Annotated in this window: 17 protein-coding genes and 1 other RNA gene; 10 read left to right on the top strand and 8 right to left on the bottom strand. The window is 62.5% G+C overall.

Features of this window, described 5'->3' with window-relative positions; translation table 11 throughout:
- Window positions 1–5 precede the first annotated feature (5 nt).
- Both NT26_RS10420 and metF read left to right on the top strand, forming a co-directional pair.
- A complete protein-coding gene (locus NT26_RS10420; protein ID WP_052638754.1) occupies window positions 6–1,007 on the top strand; it encodes an ArsR/SmtB family transcription factor in 1,002 nt (333 codons plus the stop codon).
- 13 nt (window positions 1,008–1,020) lie between these two features.
- Window positions 1,021–1,914, top strand: coding sequence for a methylenetetrahydrofolate reductase [NAD(P)H] (gene metF, locus NT26_RS10415; RefSeq protein ID WP_052638753.1), 894 nt, complete (start codon window positions 1,021–1,023; stop codon window positions 1,912–1,914).
- Window positions 1,915–2,317: 403 nt separating this feature from the next.
- Here metF and NT26_RS10410 read toward each other — a convergent pair whose 3' ends face one another.
- The 5 genes from NT26_RS10410 to NT26_RS10390 all read right to left on the bottom strand — a co-directional run bounded on the left by NT26_RS10410 (window position 2,318) and on the right by NT26_RS10390 (window position 7,405).
- Window positions 2,318–3,250, bottom strand: coding sequence for a DMT family transporter (locus tag NT26_RS10410; protein ID WP_052638751.1), 933 nt, complete (start codon window positions 3,248–3,250; stop codon window positions 2,318–2,320).
- 82 nt (window positions 3,251–3,332) lie between these two features.
- Window positions 3,333–4,517: a lytic murein transglycosylase gene (locus NT26_RS10405; protein WP_052638749.1), complete on the bottom strand. Its 1,185-nt coding sequence runs from the start codon at window positions 4,515–4,517 to the stop codon at window positions 3,333–3,335.
- Window positions 4,518–4,608: 91 nt separating this feature from the next.
- On the bottom strand, window positions 4,609–5,391 hold the full coding sequence (locus NT26_RS10400) for a glycoside hydrolase family 25 protein (RefSeq protein ID WP_052638747.1): 783 nt from the start codon (window positions 5,389–5,391) through the stop codon (window positions 4,609–4,611).
- A 101-nt stretch (window positions 5,392–5,492) separates the two neighbouring features.
- On the bottom strand, window positions 5,493–6,161 hold the full coding sequence (locus NT26_RS10395) for a class I SAM-dependent methyltransferase (RefSeq protein WP_052638745.1): 669 nt from the start codon (window positions 6,159–6,161) through the stop codon (window positions 5,493–5,495).
- Window positions 6,158–7,405 carry a BtaA family protein gene (locus NT26_RS10390; protein ID WP_052638743.1) on the bottom strand — a complete coding sequence of 416 codons (1,248 nt, stop codon included), beginning with the start codon at window positions 7,403–7,405 and terminating at the stop codon, window positions 6,158–6,160. Before NT26_RS10390 ends, NT26_RS10395 begins: the two co-directional genes overlap by 4 nt.
- A gap of 141 nt (window positions 7,406–7,546) precedes the next feature.
- Between NT26_RS10390 and NT26_RS10385 the strand changes: the two genes are divergently transcribed.
- Window positions 7,547–8,884, top strand: coding sequence for a serine hydrolase domain-containing protein (locus tag NT26_RS10385; protein WP_052638741.1), 1,338 nt, complete (start codon window positions 7,547–7,549; stop codon window positions 8,882–8,884).
- Here NT26_RS10385 and NT26_RS10380 read toward each other — a convergent pair whose 3' ends face one another.
- The 3 genes from NT26_RS10380 to NT26_RS10370 all read right to left on the bottom strand — a co-directional run bounded on the left by NT26_RS10380 (window position 8,885) and on the right by NT26_RS10370 (window position 11,905).
- Window positions 8,885–9,928 carry a lytic transglycosylase domain-containing protein gene (locus NT26_RS10380; protein WP_052638739.1) on the bottom strand — a complete coding sequence of 348 codons (1,044 nt, stop codon included), beginning with the start codon at window positions 9,926–9,928 and terminating at the stop codon, window positions 8,885–8,887.
- A 93-nt stretch (window positions 9,929–10,021) separates the two neighbouring features.
- Window positions 10,022–10,657: a LysE family translocator gene (locus NT26_RS10375; RefSeq protein WP_052638737.1), complete on the bottom strand. Its 636-nt coding sequence runs from the start codon at window positions 10,655–10,657 to the stop codon at window positions 10,022–10,024.
- 36 nt (window positions 10,658–10,693) lie between these two features.
- Window positions 10,694–11,905: a pyrophosphate--fructose-6-phosphate 1-phosphotransferase gene (locus NT26_RS10370; protein ID WP_052638735.1), complete on the bottom strand. Its 1,212-nt coding sequence runs from the start codon at window positions 11,903–11,905 to the stop codon at window positions 10,694–10,696.
- 402 nt (window positions 11,906–12,307) lie between these two features.
- Between NT26_RS10370 and NT26_RS10365 the strand changes: the two genes are divergently transcribed.
- From NT26_RS10365 to mraZ, 7 genes are all read left to right on the top strand, one after another.
- The gene (locus NT26_RS10365) at window positions 12,308–13,048 is read left to right on the top strand and encodes a J domain-containing protein (RefSeq protein WP_052638734.1); all 741 of its coding nucleotides are present in this window, start codon (window positions 12,308–12,310) and stop codon (window positions 13,046–13,048) included.
- On the top strand, window positions 13,045–13,812 hold the full coding sequence (locus NT26_RS10360) for an N-acetylmuramoyl-L-alanine amidase (protein WP_052638733.1): 768 nt from the start codon (window positions 13,045–13,047) through the stop codon (window positions 13,810–13,812). The genes NT26_RS10365 and NT26_RS10360 overlap by 4 nt, the downstream gene beginning before the upstream one ends.
- Window positions 13,813–14,047: 235 nt before the next feature.
- A complete protein-coding gene (locus tag NT26_RS10355) occupies window positions 14,048–14,593 on the top strand; it encodes a lytic transglycosylase domain-containing protein (protein WP_052638732.1) in 546 nt (181 codons plus the stop codon).
- Between the two features lie 99 nt (window positions 14,594–14,692).
- Complete coding sequence (locus tag NT26_RS10350; protein ID WP_052638730.1) at window positions 14,693–15,880, top strand: FAD-dependent oxidoreductase; 1,188 nt, start codon at window positions 14,693–14,695, stop codon at window positions 15,878–15,880.
- 10 nt (window positions 15,881–15,890) lie between these two features.
- Window positions 15,891–17,081 (top strand): NAD(P)/FAD-dependent oxidoreductase, encoded by a 1,191-nt coding sequence (locus NT26_RS10345; RefSeq protein ID WP_052638728.1) that lies wholly within the window; start codon window positions 15,891–15,893, stop codon window positions 17,079–17,081.
- A 55-nt stretch (window positions 17,082–17,136) separates the two neighbouring features.
- Window positions 17,137–17,564, top strand: an RNA gene (gene rnpB / locus NT26_RS20430) — RNase P RNA component class A.
- Window positions 17,565–17,972: 408 nt separating this feature from the next.
- Window positions 17,973–18,404 carry a division/cell wall cluster transcriptional repressor MraZ gene (gene mraZ / locus NT26_RS10335; protein WP_052642042.1) on the top strand — a complete coding sequence of 144 codons (432 nt, stop codon included), beginning with the start codon at window positions 17,973–17,975 and terminating at the stop codon, window positions 18,402–18,404.
- Window positions 18,405–18,408: the final 4 nt, after the last annotated feature.

Genomic DNA, 18,408 nt, shown 5'->3' with positions numbered 1-18,408 from the left:
CCGTAATGGGGCATTCCCTCGATACCTTGGTGGACGTACTGAAGACTGCCGGTGAGCCCACCCGCTTCCGCCTGCTCGCGCTGGTGGCTGCCGGCGACCTCACCGTCACTGATCTTACCGAAATCCTTGGCCAGTCGCAGCCGCGCATTTCCCGGCACCTGAAGCTGCTCGCCGAAGAAGACCTGATCGAACGATACCAGGAAGGGGCGTGGGCCTATTTCCGTCTTAAGCGGGAGGGCACGGCGGCCGCGCTCGTCCGGACGTTGCTCACTGCCGTTTCCATCGACGACCCGATTCTCGCACGTGACCGGGAGCGCCTGGCGACGGTGAAGCAGGCGAGGGCGGAACGGGCGCAGGCCTATTTCAGTCGCAATGCCGCCGAATGGGACGAGTTGAGGCGTCTGCATGTCAGCGACGCCGTCGTCGAAAAGGCGCTGTTAAAGCTGGTCGGGCGTACCCCGGTGGATTCGCTGCTCGATCTCGGAACCGGCACGGGTTGGATCCTCCAGCTGCTTTCCGAAGTCTATCGCCGTGCCGTGGGCATAGATGCGAGCCGCGACATGCTCTCGGTCGCCCGGGCCAACCTCGACAAGGCGGGTATCGTGAAGGCGTCTGTGCGGCAGGGCGATATTCTCAACCTGCCGCTCGATGGGCAGGACTTCGATCTCGTCACCATCCACCAGGTTCTTCACTTTCTGGACCAGCCGGAGCGGGCGATAGCCGAGGCGGCGCGCGTCCTTCGTCCCGGCGGCCGTCTGCTGATCGTCGATCTTGCGCCTCACAATCTCGAATACCTGCGCGATGAACATGCCCATGTCCGGCTCGGCTTCTCTCACGAGACGATGGCCGAGTGGCTAGAGAAGGTCGGGCTCGATGTGCAGGAGGTTGTTGATCTTGCAGCCGACCGGCAGGGAGGCCCGTCGCTGACCGCGACTGTGTGGCTCGCCAGGGACCGTCGCCTGTTGATCGCCGACGCTCCCGCCGCCAAGGAAATGACTCCGGCCTGAAAGGACTGCCGCCATGACACCGACGCTCCCGCCGCAGAAATCCTTCGGGCTTTCGTTCGAGTTCTTTCCGCCGCGCTCAGCCGATATGGAAGGGCAGTTGTGGGACGCCGTCCTCGACCTCGGCGCCTGGAACCCCGACTTCGTTTCCGTCACCTACGGAGCTGGTGGCTCCACCAAGGCACCGACGCTTTCGGTCGTCCGGCGTCTCATTCGCGAGACTGCTCTTTCGACGGCCGCGCACCTCACCTGCGTTGACGCCTCCCGGGATGAAACGCGCAGCGTCGTGGAAGAATTCCGCGCCGCCGGTGTACGCCGGATCGTTGCCCTGCGAGGCGATCCCGCCAGTGGCGTCGGGACCGAGTACAGGCCGCATGCAGACGGCTATGCCAATGCGGCCGACCTGGTGGCGGGATTACGGGAGATCGGCAACTTCGACATCTCGGTCTCCGCCTATCCGGAGAAGCATCCGGAAAGCGCCGACCTTGCCTTCGACATCGAGATGCTGAAACGCAAGGCGGATGCCGGCGCGGCGCGCGCGCTGACGCAGTTCTTCTTCGACAACGATGTCTACGAGCGCTATCTCGAAAAGGTGCGGGCCGCAGGCATCGATATGCCGATCGTGCCGGGAATCATGCCCATCCAGAACCTGACGCAGCTGAAGCGTTTCGCGGGACGTTGCGGAGCCTCCGTTCCTACCTTTCTCGACAGCCGTTTCGAGGGCTATGACGACAAACCGGAGGATCGCGCCAAGGTGGCCGCAGATGTCGCTGCCGAACAGATCGATGATCTCCTCAATCTCGGTGTGACCGATTTCCACATCTACACGATGAACCGCTCCGGCCTCGTAAACCAGGTGCTGGAGCAGCTGGGCCGGGCGCGGCGCGCTCAGGCGGACGCTGCGGCATAAAAGAAAACGCAGCCCAGGGGAGCTGCGTTTTCGAGAGGCCAAACTGTCATACAGGTGTCACGGATGCCAGATATGTCCCGATGCGGAGAGATTGTGGCGCTCAGATAAAGAGCATGGAAGCCACGAACACAAACGCTGCACCGACTACCAGGACATTAAGAGAGTATGCACGTCCCATGTCTGCCTCCTTGTGCTGACAGAGGGAGTGTATGTCGGAGTTTCCGCTCTTGAAAAGACTTTTCTGTATTGCAGCGCAGCACGCGCAGGGCGAAATCCTCAGGTGAAACTTGGCCAAGCAATTGATTTTTCTAGCTGATGTCAGCGTTAATGTTGATGGATAAATCGTAAAATTTCGGTCGCCGCCTGTTAACGAACGATACAGAGTGTGAGCGCGGGAAGCGTCTCAGCTGCTGTGCCGGCTGCGGCGTGACCTCCCTGTGGCCTCCAGAATCCGTCCATCGAGGACCAGGAGGCCGAGTGCGATGAGGACGAGCCTAACCATGTCCGTCAGGGCGAGTCGCTCGCCGAGAAAGAGCGCGCCGAGAAGGATTGCGCTCGGAGGAACAAGGAGCGTGACGAGGGATGTATTGGTGGCGCCGGCGAGGGTAAGGATCCGGAAGAACAGCAGATAGGCGAAGGCGGTGGATATCAGCGCGAGTCCGAGAATGGCGAGGATCGCCGTCGTGCTGGGAACGGGAAGCGTCCAGGGCTGGTCGGCGAGAAGGGCAAGCGGCAGCATCATGAGGGAGGATGCGGTCAATTGCCCGGTGGCTGTGACCGGAGCCGGTATCTGACGGAAGCGCTTGCCGAAGGTGCCGGCAACTCCGTAGCAGATCGCAGCCAGGACCGGCAGCGAGAGTGCCCAAAGCGGTGCATGCGCGGCAGACATCAAGGCTGGACCGAGCAGAACCGCGGTTCCGGCAAGGCCGGTAAGGCACCCGACCATCTTCGCCGTGGTGAGCTTTTCGTCCGCGGTCCAGCGGTTGGCGATCAGCACGGTCCAGATCGGCGTGGTCGCGTTGAGAATGGAGGCGAGGCCGGCACCGATCTCCGTTTGGCCGAAGAAGATCAGCGTGTGGGGCAGCGCGTTGTTGATGAAGCCCATGATCGCGAATTCGCGCCAGTGGCTGCGCAGTGTTGCGAAGAGGCCGAAGCGCCCGCGCAGGTAAATGTGCAGGGCCAGCGCCGCCAGCGATAGCCGCAGGAGGACGAGTGTGAATGGCGGCACTTCCAGCACGGCGATCCGCGCGAAGAAGAAGGACCCGCCCCAGATCAGCCCGAGAAGCATCAGCAGGGACCATGAGGTCGTCGTCAGGCGAGGGGCGGAGGAGGTCATGAAGATTTCCGTTCGTGTCGACAAACGCATAGTGGCGCCGGATTAGCGGCGCCACCCAATTCTTGCTAGCGAGGAGGTTTGGTCAGAGAGCCTGCAGCAGCTGTTGTGTCGGCCAGCCATCGGCCGGAATGCCGAGCCTCGCTTGCTCCTTCTGAACGGCACGACGGGTGCCGGAGCCGAGGATGCCGTCAACCTTGCCGACATCGTGCCCGAGGGACTGCAGCTTGGTCTGAAGGGCCTTCATCGCCGCGTCATCCAGCCCCGCCTCGGGATTGCCCTTCTGGTAGGTCGGCGCGCCCATCAGCCGCGTCGCGAAATAGGCCGCCGAGGTGGTGTAGATGAAGGACTGATTCCACTCGAGATAGATGTTGAAGTTGGGGTAGGTCAGAAAGGCCGGGCCATTGCGTCCCTGCGGCAGAACCAGTGCCGCGGGCAGAGAGGCGAAACCCGTACTCCCATCTCGCGGCTGAACGCCCATTGCAAACCAGTCGGAAGCCGGCACCTCGTTGCCGAGGCCCGTCTTCTCCCATGGAAGGTCGGCCGGCAGGGTGACTTCCTGTATCCATGGTTCGCCACGGCGGAAGCCGAGGCTCTGGATGAACTTCGCGGCCGTCAGGATGGCGTCCGGCGAACTTTGCTTGACGTTGACATGCCCGTCGCCGTCGCCGTCCACGCCATAGGCGATGATATCCTCGGGCAGCATCTGTACCTGGCCGATCTCGCCCGCCCAGGCTCCGGTATTGGTTGTCGGATCGAGGTCGCCGTGCTGCACCATTTCGATCAGCGCGAGCAATTGAGGCCGGAACAGCTCCGGACGACGGCAGTCATGAGCCAGCGTCACCAGCGCGTCGCGGGTGTTGAAGTCGCCCTGGACGACCCCAAAGTCGGTTTCCATCGCCCAGAATGCAGCAATGACTCCAGGAGGGACGCCGAACTCCTGCTCCGCACGCTGAAAGACATCCGCGTACTGCTTGATCTTCTGGCTGCCGATGTCGAGACGCGCCTTGCTGACCGTTCGCTGGGAGAATTCCAGGAAGGTCTGCTTGAAGACGCCCTGCGCCCGGTCGCGTGAAAGCACCTTCTGGTCGATCCGTGCGCCGGAAAGTGCGCGGTCCGCGACGTCGGCGGGAATGCCTTTCGCCACCGCTTCCTCCTTGACGCCCTCAAGGAAGACGCCGAGGTCTCCGCCGCAGCTCTGGGCAGCTGCAGGCAAGGCGATGCCGCTCGACACGAGGGCCGCGAGGATCAGGCTTCGGACAGACGACATTCGGGTTCTCCATGCAATGAGTGGTGTCATCGTCTCGGCAATCATTGTGACGGAAGCACGGCGCGGGTAGCGCCGGGGTCCGAGCCCTTCGTCAGTCGGTCACCGAAGCGACCCAGGCCTGCCAGTTCTTCTGCGTTCCCGCAAAGACGTTGATGTCCGTGTTGCCATTGACGCCCGGGACCACGCCGGTCGCGGTGTATTGCCAGAAGGCCCAGGTTCTCGACGCATAGATGTTCTCCGGGTGCGCCGCGGTGGAGCGGACCCAGAAGTGGTAGTCGTCGAAATGGCCGACGAGATTGTCCCTGTGGAAGTCGACCGTGGTGTAGATGATCGGCCGCTTGCCGTAATGGGCCTCGATCCGGTCCATGAAGCGCTGCAGGGAGGCACGGACCGTGGCGGGCGGCGGCCGCAGTCTGCAGGTGGGGGAGGCGTGGTTCCATTCTGCATCCAGAACGGGGGGCAGGCGCACGGCTGACTTGGGAACGTTTCGGATGAACCAGTCCGCCTGTTCGTCGGCAGTCGAACAGAAATAGTAGAAGTGGTAGGGCGCGTGCGGAAGGCCCGCAGCAGCCGCGCCACGCCAGTTGCGCGCGAAACTCGAATCCACCCGGTCCTTGCCTTCCGTGGCCTTGATAAACGCAAAGGCGACACCGGACTTCCGCGCTGCCTGCCAGTCGATCTCGCCGTTCCACTTGGAAACGTCGATGCCGTGAACGTCGTGCAGGTGCGGGTGCCGCTGTCCGAAATCGACAGGATCGTTGTCCCCGAAACGCGGCTTCGCGATCGACTCCGTACTGAGCGCGTCATAGGCGGCGACCGTGCAACCGTTGAGCAGGAGCGCCGCCGTCAGGAGCACGAGGGGGAGCCGGTACATGCGCATTCCGTCTGCTTTGTCAGGCGGCGCCGGAGCGATCCTGCGGTTCTATTCTCGCGCCACATAACGCCGCAAAACGCGTCCGCTGGCAAGGGAGGTCGTCAGCCGCCGCGCTTTCGCAGGATCGCGTGCCAAGCATAGCCGCCGAAGATCTCCTCGAAGATCATGTCGGCGTCGGCTTGCTCCAGCCTGTCCTCCAGTGCCTTCTGCAAGCCGGTCCGCGGCGTCACGTGGAAGCGTCTCAGCCACCCGACGAGGAAAGACCGGAACCAGTGGGGAAGACCTTCCTGCTGGCCGAAATCGACGATGTGCAGGGAGCCGCCGGGGGCAAGGGCCGCGATGGCGGTATCGATCGCGCCTTCCCAATCGGGGATCATCGAGAGGGCGTAGGAGATCAGCACCCGATCGAAACCATCCGTACCAAAGTCAGCCGGGCTGAAACGGGTGGCGTCGGCGCGCAAGAATCGGGGACGGATAGCCGTGTCCTCGAAGTGTCGGTGGGCGCTGGCGAGCATCTGGGCGGAGATGTCGAGCCCGTAGAGGCGGGCATCAGGGTAGCGGCGATGAGCGGCGAGGAGGTTCCGACCGGTGCCGCATCCCACCTCCAGCAGTCGCCCCTCGGAAGGCAGCTGCAAACCTCGGATGGCCCGGTCACGGCCCAGGAGGTAGTATTTGCGCGTGAGATTATAGCTGTGCCGCTGGTGGCGGTACATGCGATCCATGCGCTCGGCGTGGGAAGCACCTTCCTGCCGGGCCTCAGTTTCCGTCATCCGCGCAACTCGTAGATGTGGAGGCCTCCGTAGATAGCCGACCGGTCCTGAAGCGTCAGTTCCTGCGATCGCTCGCTCAGATAGGCCCAACGACGCAGGATCGCGCCGCGAACCCGCCCTTCCAGGATGCTGGGCTCGCCGGCGGTCCGGAAGATCACCCGGGCACCAGGCGCCGCGGTTCGTCCGATTTCCGCCCAGAGGTCGTTCAACTGGTCGTCCGTCATCCAGTCCTGCGCATCGAGAAGAACATAGCGATCGACCGAAGCGGCTGGCTTGCTGGCGAGGAGTTCGGTGACGCTTGCATGATGAACGGCCACGCTGTCCACATTCTCCCGGATGGCGAGATAGTTTTCCGGGCGGAGATAGGTCGGCAGGCAACCCTCGCTCTTCTCCGGGTAGCGACGGGCAAAGGCCTGCCAGGCGAAATAATTGTCGCGCAGCGGAAAGTGGCATGCGAGCTTTTCCAGCCGCTGGCGCAGGATCGGCGCCATCGTGCGGTCCTCGCTGCTGCGGGCAAGTTCGTCATACTGCTGCGGAGGGATGCCGAGGCCGAAGAGTGAGCTTTTGCGGCTGGTCAGCCAGCGTATGAGGGGCTTGTCGAAAAGTGGCGCGATCTGCGTATCGAAGAAGAGCCGCTGTTCGCGTAGCGAACGCGTCTTGGAAAATTCGGTCAGGTCTACCCCGTGAAGGCGGGCGAGCAGGTGACCTGTGGCGATGAAGCGCCCGAGCAGGCCGCTGCGATAGATGTTCCGGTCGAAGGCGTCGATGCGGCGACGCCCATTCCACCGGCGCCGTTCCCAGTAGGAACGGGTCTGCGGATCGAGATTGGGTGCGAGGAATATGTCGAATGATGCGCTGTTGCTGCGAACATTCTCCATTCCGAACATCCGCACGACGTCGGCCCGCGAAGGCAAGTGGCGGAAGGCCGCAAGCTTCAGCCGGTTGAGCGCGATGTGGTGCAGGTTGAGATCCACCACATCGATCCGGCCGGGTGACTGGCTGAGATAGGCGAGGACGTTGCAGCCACCAGAGCCGATGGTGACGAGACGGTGGCCGGATGTCACCTCCATCGCCGCCATGTCCACGTCTGGGTCTTCCCAGATCTGCGGGTAGACGAGACCTGAGAACAGAATGCCGAACAGTCGCTCTGAAAAGCCCTTCCGGCTGAGGGGGCCGTGCTGAAGGAGCGCGTCCCTGAGCCGCCTGTTGCGAACAAAGCCTGGTTCGTGCGTTACATGGGTCATCTCTATCCCCACCCTTGGCGATGCCGTCCATTAGTCCGCGCGTGCAACAGGTTGATGACGGCCCCTGTGGCTAACTTCCGAGGCACCTTTCGCCGGAGAACGTTTGCTGCTTGCATGTCGCGGCAGAAGAGGAGGCGATGGATGCGACGTCTGCGTCAGGTGGGGAAGATTGTCGGCGTGTTGGCTGTCCTTGTGGTGGCGGGCGTTGCGCTCTGGCTCTACCTCGCACCACCGGCCTTGCTTCGTGTGGGAGCCGGATATTCGGCGAAGATCGTCTGCTCGAACCTGTTCATTGCCGGGCGCGACGCCGAAGATGTGCTTGCCGTCGACGTCCAGGCCCCTGGGCATCCGCTGCTGCGGCTGATGGAGGTGGATGGGACGGAGCGGCGGGTGAGGGCGTTGCTGCTCGGGCTGTTTGCCGCCAACGAGGCGGTCTACCGCGACGGGCTCGGATGCGCTGTGGCGCCGGAAGGCGAGGTTTCGGACCTTTCCCTGCTGAACCCGGCGGCTGCGCTATCGGATGCACCAACTCCCTGGCCCGCCGGAGAACAAGTTGAGCTGGATCCGGCGATTGCGAGGCTTCTCTCTGACAGTGCTTTAACTGGCCCAGGCATGCGGGCCGTCGTCGTGGTCAGGAACGGCAAAGTCGCGGGAGAAGTCTATGGGCAGGGCTTCTCGCCTGAGACGCCGCTGCTCGGCTGGTCGATGACGAAGACGGTCAATGCGGCCATCGTCGGCACGCTGATCTGGCAAGGACGCCTTTCGCTGTCCGATAGGGCGCTCCTTCCGCAGTGGCGCGGCGACGAACGGGGCGAGATCACACTCGCGCAGTTGCTGGCCATGGAGGATGGTCTGGCCTCCAACGAGAACTATGGCGCTGTCACCGACGTGACGCGCATGCTGTACCTGGAGCCGGACATGGCAGCCTTCGCCGCCGATGCGCCGCTGGTGGCCGAGCCGGGCACGCGCTTCAACTATTCCTCCGGGAGCGCAGTGCTGATCTCGCGCATCTGGATGGACCGTGCCGGAACGCCATCCGTGGCGCTGGCCTATCCGCGCGAAGCGCTCTTCGATCCATTGGGCATGGAGAGCGCGGTCATGGAAGCGGATGCTGCGGGAACCTTCGTCGGCAGTTCCTACATGTATGCGACGGCGAGGGACTGGGCGCGCTTTGCGCTCTTCCTGCTTCAGGATGGCGTCTGGCGTGGCGAGCGCCTGCTTCCGGAGGGGTTCGTTGAACAGATGTCGGTGCCCAACGCCACTTCGGAAGGTCGCTACTCGAGGATGCAGACCTGGCTGGCTGGAAGAGATGCGGCGGGACTTCCTGGCGACACATTCTTCCTGCAGGGACATGACGGCCAGACAATCGCGGTGATGCCTTCGCGCAACATCGCAGTGGTCCGGCTTGGGCTCACGCCGCGGCGCGACGGCTATGACGTCCTCCGCCTCGTGCGAGAGGTCGTCCGGCTCGGTGAATAGCTACTGCTGCAGGACGTGCAGCATGCCCTTGCGCTTGGCGTCGTAGTAGTAGCCACGCGCGTATAGGCGGATCGCATTGTCGTTGCTGTTGTCGGCCACGAGCCAGGCGCCGCGCAGGTACTTTGTCGCGTACTTGATGTTCGTCTCGGCGTCGAGCAGGCCTTCCGGCGGACCGGAATAGCCCATGGACTTTGCCGTCGCGTACTTGATCTGCATGAGACCCCAGTAGCCGTTCTTGTGGTAGGCCTTGGGGTTGTAGCGGCTCTCCCGGTGCACGACGCGATGGATGAGGGATTCGGGAACCCCATAGATTCCGGCATAGCGCTTGATGAGCGCAGAAATCTCCGGCGGGCTCGCGGAGGCCGTGCCGGGCAGAGGTTCGCCGGGTGCGGGCGGGAACTGCGTGCGGGTGTCAACGGCCTGCAGCGTTGCAAGAGCAGCCGGCTGAGAGGGCTGCGCGGCATAGGCAGTCGCGGTGATGTCCGGCCGCGGGATCGGGGTCGCCGCCTGCAGCGCCTGCATGTCCGGCGTCAGATCGTCTTCATCCGCCGCCAAGGCCTGGTTGCTAACCTCGGGCGTCGCGGCGGCCAACGGCTCGGCGGAAGCGGGTGGCGCAAGCAGGTTCGCCGTTGAAGCGCCGACAGCCTGACCGGCCGGAAGCGCTACCGTCTGCAGGGCTGCGGCAGCTGTCGTTGCGGCGACCGGATTGATGGCGGCATAGGCAACCTGGGGAGCCATCTCCGGCGAGGCCATTGCTGCGGTCTGGATCGAGGCGACGGAAGGGCTGTCGGGTACGGCTATATGAATGCGTCCGGTCTTGGCCAGAGGTGCGTCGGGCATGGCCGCCCCCTCGGAGGCGGCTGCGACTTCGCTCGTCGCCTGCGCGGTATCAAGTGTCGGAGCCGGGGTCCCATCGTCGGGGGAGGGTATGCCCACTCGCACCGTCTTGCCGGGCGAAGGTTCGACGCTGGAACAGCCTGCAAGCGCCGCCGTTACGGCAAGGGTGGCCAGTGCCGTGCGGCTCAGAAATCGGTTGATCGCCATTGGGTCGCTTCCATCATTCTTGTCGTCCCCCGCCGCCCCGACGTCGCCGAACTGACAATTTCATTAACTGATTGGCCCGGAGCGGGCAAGATATCAGGCGGCAATACGCCGATAACCGGCGGTCACGGCACGCCGTGCGATAAATCGCGTGTGCATCTTGTGCGAGGCTGGTCCCGGCAAGGCGGGCCGGCGAATGCGCTCGAGCACCCAACCGGGATAGATCACATGGACGAGGCATCCGGTCGCCGCTGCGATCAGGAACACCGCCTGCATCTCCATCAGCACCGCCATATTGCCCGACACCGCTCCAGCAAACTGGACGAGCAGGGCAGCCAGCGCCACGACATAGCGCGCCGTCCTGAGGGGAACGCCCAGCAGATGAACGAATGTCGCGAGCCGCTCCTGTTCCGGGAGGTTGTCATTGGCCGCACGCGGTCCGCGGGCTGCCGGCTCCTGGAAGGACCAGACGGTATAGAGCATAAGATAGGCAAGGCCGAGCCAGGCGAGAGGCTCGACTGCGCCGGGCAGCGCCGTGGCGACAATCAGGATGGGAAGTCCCGCAACTGCGAAGGCTGCACCCAACCCCAGTGACACCGCAGGAACGGTGACCAGTGCGGTCCAGCGGCCCTTGTGCAGGGCGTAGCGGGCGACCAGGCTTGCGAGCGGGCCGGGCAGGAGGACGAACGCCAACGTGGCAGCGCAAAAGGCTATCCATGTTTCGATCGTCATTGCGTCCTCCCGAGGCTTCTGTCGGAGGTAGGTCTATCAGGCGGCCCGGAAAGGCTGACCGATGAAATCCATGACCTCGCCAAACCATTTTGCCGAGAGATCGAAGTGTTTTCCACCCTTAATTCGGGGAAATTCGATCGTCCTCAACCGCCCGCCCTGGTCCTCGTCGTGACCCGTCACGCCGGAGACCTTGTCCAGCGCACTATCGACCGCAAGGTCCACCATGCTCTGGATGAGGCGCAGGTCGCCGGAATTGGCGGGTGCCGAGCGGGCGAAGTAGCCCGACTTCTGAACCATAGAGCGTTCCGCATGGAGAAGGGATGCGAAGTGCTTCTGGAACCAGTTGCCGACATTGATCGTGTCGATCTTCACGTGGCCGAATGCGTCGCGCTTGACCTCTTCGCCGGATGCTTCGCGCTCTGTCACGATGGCGTCGAGGCAGGCGCCTTCGGAGACGAAGAGCGTTACGTAGCCCCGCTCATCCATGATCCGGCGCAGGCGGTCTGCCTCCGCTTCGAGATCGAAGGCCATTTCCGGCAGGTAAATGCCGTCGATGTTCTTCATCGACGTGTTCATCATCAACTGCTCGACATATTCATTGTGCTCGGTACGCTGGATGTACTTACGCGCCGTCGCCGCTGTCAGCCATCCGCAATGCCGGCCCATGACTTCATGGATAACGAGCGTTCGCGGTGCGGCACTCTGCTCATTGCTGACATGGTCGAAGAAATGGGCACCGACTTCCGCAGCCGTCCATGCGCCCAGTGACTGCCGGATCGGCACAATGTCGTTGTCAACCGTTTTCGGCAGTCCGACCACGGTCAGGTCGTAACCATTGCCGGCGAGGTATGCGGCGAGATCCGCGGCCGTCGTGTTGGTGTCGTCGCCGCCAATGGTGTGGAGAATGGTGATGCCGTCTTCGGCAAGGCGGTCGGCTGCGACCTGCAGCGGGTTGGCGCCTTCCTTGACAAGGCCGCGCTTCACGCAGTCCGCCGCATTGGTGAGTTTGACCCGGCTGTTGCCGATCGGTGACCCGCCATAGCGATGAAGCAGATGGGCGCGCTCGCGGATGTCCGTGGTGATGTCGATCCGGTCGCCCTTGAGCAGGCCCTGGTAGCCGGACCGGTAGGCGATCAGTTCGATCTCCGGCGCAATATCAGTGTAGCGCTCGATCAATCCACCGACGGCTGATGACAGGCATGGAGCGAGTCCGCCCGCAGTCAGCATCGCCACTTTTTGTTTCGCCATCGCCTTCTCCCTTCAATCGCCTTCGACCGCAGTGGGCAATGGATGGAGCAGAGCGAAGGGGCTGTAAAGGGATTTATTCAAGAAAAACCGATATTTCCGCCTGTTCGCCAGGTCTTGCGAGGCGGACGTTTCGATCTAATCGATTCAACCCGGGCGGCGGGAAATCCGGCTGTGGATAAACACCGTAGTACATGTTCGAAAGGCAGGTATGTCGGGAAACGCAAGAGTTCCACATTGAACACGTAGACCTTCTGCCGAGCGAAAATTAGAAACCATGCATGAAAGTGAAGTGGCAGAGACGGGGGAATTCAGGCGTACTGTTCGGGAAAGATGAACATAGTTTAATCTTTTCAGGGTACCCGACAATCTTGCACCCGAGCCCGTAATCTGGTCATTTGTCGTATGTTCTTCGATTTTTCCTGCTTCCAGATTTCCTCCCTTTGGGATCGGCTCCTCGGTGCAATCGGCGATACGGCCGGAAGTGCGCTCGGGCGCGTGGTCGAAGCAATCCGGACACTTTTCGAAGGTGATCCCGAGACGCGGCGCCAGGTGTCGTTCTCGGTCGCCATCATTGCACTCTCCGCCAAGATGGCGAAGGCAGACGGCGTGGTGACCGAAAAGGAAGTGGACGCGTTCCGACAAATCTTTGATTTTCCCGAAGAAGAGGCTCGCAACGTTGCGCGCCTCTACAATTTGGCGCGCCAGGACATCGCGGGCTTCGAAGCCTATGCCTCCAAGCTCGCCAACCTCTGCGGCAGTGGTGACGAGAACTGCCCGATGCTCGAGAACGTCATCGACGGCCTGTTTCATATCGCCAAGGCCGATGGCTTGATGCATGAAGGGGAGCTAGCCTTCCTGGCGCGGATCGCGGAGATCTTCCGGATCGACGAGGAGCATTTCCGGAGGATCATGGCCCGTCACGTGCATCTGGAAGGGCGCGATCCCTATCTGGTGCTTGGCGTGTCGCCGACCGACGAACTCTCCGAGATTCGTCGGATCTATCGCCGCCTGGCTTCTGAGCATCATCCCGACCGTCTGATCGCACGCGGCGTGCCGGCAGCATTGCATGCCGCGGCGAATGAACGTATGGCAGCGCTCAACGCGGCCTTCGCCGCGATCGAGAAAGAGCGCCGCGCTGCATGAACCACTTCGCTGCCGACCATGTCGGCGCAACGGTTATTCCCTCTCCGAATTTCGGGCCACGCGCCGGCGAGCGTGAGCCAGACATGATCGTCCTGCACTATACCGGCATGCCGGACCACGAGCAGGCCTTGTCGTGGCTCTGCAATCCCGACAGCCAGGTCTCGAGCCACTACTTCATCCACGAAGACGGACTCATCGTACAGCTCGTACCGGAGTCGGAGCGAGCCTGGCATGCGGGAAAGAGCTGCTGGGGCGGCGAAAGTGATGTGAATTCCGCCTCGATCGGCATCGAGGTCGCCAATGCCGGACACCCGGCCGGTCTTCCCGAATTCCCGACGGCGCAGGTCGATGCCTTGATCAGATTGTGTCGCGATTGCGGCCAGCGGTGGCAGATTGCCCCGGAACGGATCCTTGCTCACTCGGATGTGGCGCCGATCCGCAAGCTCGATCCGGGAGAAAATTTTCCCTGGGGAAGACTTCACGCCGAGGGGGTAGGACACTGGGTACAACCGGCGCCGATCGGCGGCGGCCGGTTCTTCCAGCTTGGCGAAGTGGGCCAACCCATCGAAGCCCTGCAGTCCATGCTCTCTCTCTACGGCTATGATATTGAGATCAATGGCAAGTTCGGGGAGCGAACGAAGGGCGTCGTCGAGGCCTTCCAACGCCATTTTCGACCGGCGCGCGTGGACGGAATCGCCGATATCTCGACGATCGATACGCTGCACAGGTTGCTGACGTCACTGCCAAGATACAACCGGGCGTAACGTCTACAGGGCACGCTGGTTCCGTAGCGCAATCGGAAAATAATTCCCGTGCCACATCATTTCCTCAATGGGTCGTTTTAACCGGGCTCATCAACGTGGTCGCCGCCAATGGACGGGGGGATCACAAAACATCAATGACTTGGGATGCTTCCCGCTGTCGCTGCGTCTGACGGACGTGGTGCGCAGATGCCGATCCGTGGCCGGAGCATCCCTGATCCGGAGAACTCTTCCAGACATGAATAGATCGATTGTTGCTCTCGCGGCGTGCTTCACCATGCTTGTTGCCCTTCCCCAGGCGTCCTTCGCTGCGGAGGAAAAGACCAAGTCGAAGACCGTTGCGCTGGAAACGAAGGTCACAAAGCCGGGATATGCTTCGCCGAAGAACGCCGTCTCGGATGCCGCGCATGCCGGCAAGCCCTATTCGAAGATCATCGCCAAGTACGCCAAGGCTTACGGCGTGCCAGTCGATCTCGCCCACGCGGTGGTCCAGGTCGAGAGCAACTTCAACGCCAAGGCGCGCGGCAGTGCCGGCGAAGTCGGGCTGATGCAGATCAAGCCGGCGACGGCGCGCATGATGGGCTACAAGGGCAGCGTCAAGAACCTCTACAATCCGGAAACCAATATCCAGTTCGGCATGAAGTATCTCGCTGCCGCCCACGAACTCGGCGGCGGCAAGACCTGCGGCACGATCCTGAAATACAATGCCGGGCACGGCGCAAAGCGCATGAACCCGGTTTCCAAGCGCTACTGTGGCAAGGTCCAGGCGATCCTGTCCTCCTGAGGCGTCCTGAGGCGCGGCGCTTTCCGCTGGCAAACTGATTCCGGAAACGGCTAGAACCGCCGACGAGAACATCGTTTTCCGGAATCGAAGCAGACGGACATGGCAGCGCATTTCAAATACATCGTCATCGGTGGCGGCATGATGGGTGCCGCTGCCGCCCGCCACCTCTCCCAGCGTGTCGACGGTGTCGCGCTGATCGGCCCGGGAGAGCCCGCCGACTACCGATCCCATGACGGGGTCTTTGCCAGCCACTATGACGAGGCCCGAATCACTCGCCGGTTCGATGCCGATCCGCTCTGGGCAAGCTTCGCGCAGCGAGCGATCGACCGCTACCGGGAGATCGAGGAGGGCAGTGGTATCCGCTTCTTCTCCGAAGCTGGGTGCCTGTTTGCTGGACCCGAGCCCAGATCCCATGCCGACTATCTCCACCGCGCGACCGAGGTCGCCACGTCTACGGAACTGGAGATCGAGAGGCTGACGTCCGGCGAACTCCAAAGCCGCTTTGCGCAGTTCGACTTTCCGTCCCATCTGATCGGCTATCACGAATCGTCGCAGGCCGGTCACATCAACCCGAGGGCGCTGGTGCGTGCGCAGATTGCACTGGCGAAGCGCGGCGGTGCGATGGTGCTGGATGCGCTTGCGACATCGGTACGGGAGGAGGGCAGCCGGGTCGAGGTCATTGCAGGCGGTGAGACCTTCTATGCCGATCGTGTGCTGATTGCTGCGGGCGCCTTCAGCAACCTGAATGCTCTCCTGCCTCGTCCTCTGCAGATGCGCGCGGCGCCGCGAACGGTGGTCTTCTTCGAACTCGACGAGCAGGCAATGACTGTCTTCGGCACGATGCCGTCCACTATCGTCTTCACGGAGCGCGAAGAGGATCATGTCTATATCCTGCCGCCCGTCCGCTACCCCGACGGAAAGACCTATCTCAAGCTCGGTGGCGACATAGAGACTGGCGACCTGGCACGCCCGGAAGAGTTCCGCGCCTGGTTCGGGTCCGATGGCAATCCCGAGGAACGCCAGCGGCTGGTCGACACTGCCCTGCAACTGATGCCGGCCCTCGAGGGACGCCCGACATCGTCTGCCGCCTGTGTCGCGACATTCACGCCGACATGTCGTCCGTATGCAGGCTTCGTGGAATCGTCACGTATCGCGGTCCTGACCGGGGGCAATTTCGTCGCCGCGAAATCATCCGACGAACTGGGACGGCTCGGTTCGGTCCTTCTTCTGGAAGGGGGCTTGAGCGACGACGACTACGGCACTCTGATGACGCCACTCTTCCGGTGAGCCCCTCGACATGCAAAGCTACAGATACATCATCGTCGGCGCGGGCATGATGGGGACGGCTGCCGCCCGCCATCTGTCGGGGTGGACGGATGGGGTCGCGCTGATCGGGCCGGACGAGCCACTAGATCACTCCGCGCACGAGGGCGTTTTCGCCAGCCACTACGACGAGGCGCGGATCACCCGCACGATCGACGCCGACCCCATCTGGGCCCGTCTGGCCCACCGCTCGATTGCGCGCTATCGGCAGATCGAATTCGATTCGGGAATAGACTTCTACGTGGAAACCGGCTGCCTCATCGTCGGCCCGCGACGAGGAGAGGGGAACTCCTATATCAGCGAAGTATTCGCCGCCTCGGAGCGGCTGGGAGTTGATGTTGCTCTCCTCGACGACGTGGACCTAGCGCGCAACTTTCCGTTCTTCGCCTTCCCCAGCAGAAGCGAAGCAGTCTGGGAAGCAAGGAATGCGGGACATATCAATCCGCGCAGACTGGTACGGGCGCAGACGCTGCTTGCCGAGCGGCAGGGCTGTGCCCTGATCCGCCGGACCGTTGGCGGGATACGCGAAGAAGGCGATCGCGTCATCGTTACGACGGAAAGCGGGGAGCAATTCATGGGGGATCATGTTCTGGTCGCCGCCGGTGGCTTCTCGATCAATGAGGCGCTGCTACCGCGGCGTCTCGACCTCAAGGTCTTCGCCCGGACCGTCGCATTCTACGAGGTGGACGAAACGGCGGTGCAGGACTGGGGGAGCTTTCCTTCGCTGATCTGGAAATGGAGCGAGGAGGATGAGGGCATCTACCTCCTGCCGCCGGTCCGCTACCCCGACGGCAAGATCTACCTGAAGATCGGCGGTGATCCGAGTTACCTTCTGCTCGAGCGGGAGAGCGACATCCGTGCCTGGTTCCGGTCGGGTGGCCGGACGAGCACGCATCGGCACCTGATCGGGGTGATGGAGCGGCTCATGCCGGCGCTTGATCTTTCACGCACCTCCATGGCCGCTTGCGTGACCTCCTTTACGCCAACCGGCTATCCGGCCATCTCATGGTCCAAGTCGAAACGGATCGGCGTACTCGCAGGCGGCTGTGGTGCCGCCGCCAAGAGTTCCGATGAGATCGGGCGACTCGGCGCCGAACTTCTCTTCGATGGAGCGATCAACGAGGACGGCTATGGCGTTGGCTTCGAGGCGGGATTCCGAAGATGAACGACGGCGCCGTTTCCTCTGGCATTGCGGGAACAACTCCATTATCTGGGGGCGGCCAGTTGGCCGGGCAGCCGCGCTTCACCAATGCCGAAAGGCGGTGAGGTGAGGAAAGTCCGGGCTCCACGGAAACACGGTGCCGGATAACGTCCGGCGGGGGCGACCCCAGGGAAAGTGCCACAGAAAGGATACCGCCCCGCCTGCTGTCCCGCTCCCATCGAGCGGCAGAGCTGGCGGGGTAAGGGTGAAAGGGTGGGGTAAGAGCCCACCGCGTCGCTGGCGACAGGGACGGCATGGTAAACCCCACCGGGAGCAAGACCGAATAGGGATGACGTGGGGCGCGCAAGCGCCTACAGCCGGTTTCCAGGCCAGTCATCCGGGTGGGTTGCGCGAGGCGATGTGCAAGCATCGCCCCAGATGAATGGCTGCCACGTTCCGGTTCGCGCCGGAGCCATACAGAACCCGGCTTACAGGCCAACTGGCACCTCTTTCCCTTGACGTCGTCCTGACGCGATTCCCAGGTGCGGCCTTGCTCAAGGCCTTCCTGAAATTCATTCCAAAACATAAGTTTAGAAGGTTCGAGGATGGGGCTTACGAGCCTCTCGAGGACCTCTTTCTCCGCATTGTGAACTAACCCTTTGTTAAACTTAACAGCTCATAAATAAACGATGTTGCGGCCCTGCTGCGGGGCCTCTTCCCATTGACGCCCATGTGGTCCCATGCTATCCCATAATCGTACTGTTCAAGGGCGAATGACTGCCCGCCAATCACAGAGTTCGAGGCGTTTCAACGGGCGGAGTTCCATCCGAGTCGCTGGCGAAGCTGTGTCTGGTTCAGTCGTGTGCGAGGGGCGATTTGTCGTCCCCGGGAGTAGCGAGGCGGATGTTGGGCGTCATGAACCGCTTCCTGTCAAATGCCACGAACCGGATCGATGCGAAGGGGCGGGTTTCTGTCCCCGCGAGCTTCCGTTCGGTTCTGGTGGAGAGGGGAATTCAGGAGCTTTACTGTCTCCAGGATTTTATCTTTCCGGCGATCAGCATTGGTGGACCGGATCTGCTCGATCGGTACGAGCGGCAGATCGCGTCTGTCGATCCCTTCTCGCCGGAGGCGAACAGGATGTCGCTGCTGGTTCATGGTGGCGGCGTCTTCATGAGGCTCGATGCGGAGGGCCGGCTGATGGTCACGGATTTCATTCGCGACTTCACGGGAATCGGCACGGAAGTCACCTTCGTGGGGCGCTCGGATCATTTTCAACTGTGGCAGCCGCAGGCGTTTCACGAGGCGCAGGCGGCGGCAAGAGCAGGACGCTTTCCGCGTCCTGCCTAGGACG

It is taken from the genome of Pseudorhizobium banfieldiae (genome assembly GCF_000967425.1).
GTDB classification, from domain to species: domain Bacteria; phylum Pseudomonadota; class Alphaproteobacteria; order Rhizobiales; family Rhizobiaceae; genus Neorhizobium; species Neorhizobium banfieldiae.
This window is presented reverse-complemented; position numbering and strand designations above follow the sequence as displayed.